This is a genomic window from Gottfriedia sp. NPDC056225 (assembly GCF_042267765.1).
Classification (GTDB): Bacteria; Bacillota; Bacilli; order Bacillales; family Bacillaceae_G; genus Gottfriedia.
Window position 1 is genome coordinate 1 of sequence record NZ_JBHJTJ010000126.1, and the last position, 2190, is coordinate 2190.

1 rRNA gene is annotated in these 2190 nt (G+C 53.9%); it reads left to right on the forward strand.

The window, feature by feature from the left end:
- A 23S ribosomal RNA gene (locus ACFCYN_RS25345) occupies positions 1–2190 on the forward strand; the annotation flags it as partial.

A 2190-nucleotide genomic window follows, 5' to 3' on the forward strand; every position in this document is an offset into this window, starting at 1 on the left:
GGGAGCACCTTCGTGGTGTGACTGCGTACCTTTTGTATAATGGGTCAGCGACTTACTGTTCGTGGCAAGCTTAACCGTATAGGGGAGGCGAAGGGAAACCGAGTCTGATAAGGGCGCATAGTCGCGGGCAGTAGACCCGAAACCGGGTGATCTAGTCATGCCCAGGGTGAAGGTGCGGTAACACGCACTGGAGGCCCGAACCCACTCCCGTTGCAAAGGTAGGGGATGAGGTGTGATTAGGAGTGAAAAGCTAATCGAACCCGGAGATAGCTGGTTCTCCTCGAAAGCTATTTAGGTAGCGCCTCATATGTATCCTCTCGGGGGTAGAGCACTGTTATGGCTAGGGGGTCATCGCGACTTACCAAACCATTGCAAACTCCGAATACCGAGACGGACTGTATGGGAGACACACGGCGGGTGCTAACGTCCGTCGTGAAAAGGGAAACAACCCAGACCCACAGCTAAGGTCCCAAATTCACTGCTAAGTGGAAAACCATGTGGAAAGGCACAGACAGCCAGGAGGTTGGCTTAGAAGCAGCCACCCTTTAAAGAAAGCGTAATAGCTCACTGGTCGAGTCGGTCTGCGGGGAAGATTTAACGGGGCTAAGCAGTGAACCGAAGCTTGGGGTGCATAACTTTGTTATGCGCGGTAGAGGAGCGTTCCGTAAGCCGTTGAAGGTGGATTGAGAAGTCTGCTGGAGGTATCGGAAGTGCGAATGCTGACATGAGTAACGATAATGCGGGTGAAAAACCCGCACGCCGAAAGCCCAAGGTTTCCTTGCGCAACGTTAATCGGCGCAGGGTGAGTCGGCCCCTAAGGCGAGGACGAAAGTCGTAGTCGATGGGAAGCAGGTTAATATTCCTGCACCTCGCGTAAGTGCGATGGAGGGACGGAGAAGGTTAGGTGTACCAGGCGTTGGTTGTCCTGGGGAAAGGCGGTAGGTTTGGATCTTTGGCAAATCCGGGATCCTTTAAGACCGAGCACCGAGACGAGCCTTTATGGCGAAGTCACTGATACCACGCTTCCAGGAAAAGCTCCTAAGCTTCAGCTTACGCAGACCGTACCGTAAACCGACACAGGTGGGTAGGATGAGAATTCTCAGGCGCTTGAGAGAACTCGGGTGAAGGAACTAGGCAAAATGGTGCCGTAACTTCGGGAGAAGGCACGCTGGCATGTAGGTGAAGTCCCTCGCGGATGGAGCTGAAGCCAGTCGAAGATACCAGCTGGCTGCAACTGTTTAATAAAAACACAGCACTGTGCAAACACGAAAGTGGACGTATACGGTGTGACGCCTGCCCGGTGCTGGAAGGTTAATTGATGGGGTCAGCCGCAAGGCGAAGCTCTTGATCGAAGCCCCAGTAAACGGCGGCCGTAACTATAACGGTCCTAAGGTAGCGAAATTCCTTGTCGGGTAAGTTCCGACCTGCACGAATGGCGTAACGACAGCGGCGCTGTCTCCACCCGAGACTCAGTGAAATTGAAATCGCTGTGAAGATGCAGCGTTCCCGTGGCAAGACGGAAAGACCCCGTGAACCTTTACTATAGCTTTACACTGAACGTTGAGTTCGTCTGTGTAGGATAGGTGGGAGGCTATGAAACTGTGGCGCTAGCTGCAGTGGAGCCATCCTTGAAATACCACCCTGTCGTGCTTGACGTTCTAACCTGGGCCCATTATCTGGGTCGGGGACCGTGTATGGTGGGTAGTTTGACTGGGGCGGTCTCCTCCTAAAGAGTAACGGAGGAGCTCGAAGGTACGCTCAGCGCGGTCGGACATCGCGCACTGTGTGCAAAGGCATAAGCGTGCTTGACTGCAAGATCGACGGATCAAGCAGGTAGGAAAGTAGGTCTTAGTGATCCGGTGGTTCTGAATGGAAGGGCCATCGCTCAACGGATAAAAGGTACTCCGGGGATAACAGGCTGATACCGCCCAAGAGTTCATATCGACGGCGGTGTTTGGCACCTCGATGTCGGCTCATCACATCCTGGGGCTGAAGTAGGTCCCAAGGGTATGGCTGTTCGCCATTTAAAGTGGTACGCGAGCTGGGTTTAGAACGTCGTGAGACAGTTCGGTCCCTATCTGCCGTGGGCGTTGGAAGATTGAGAGGGGTTGCTCCTAGTACGAGAGGACCGGAGTGAACGCACCACTGGTGTTCGGGTTGTCATGCCAATGGCATTGCCCGGTAGCTAAG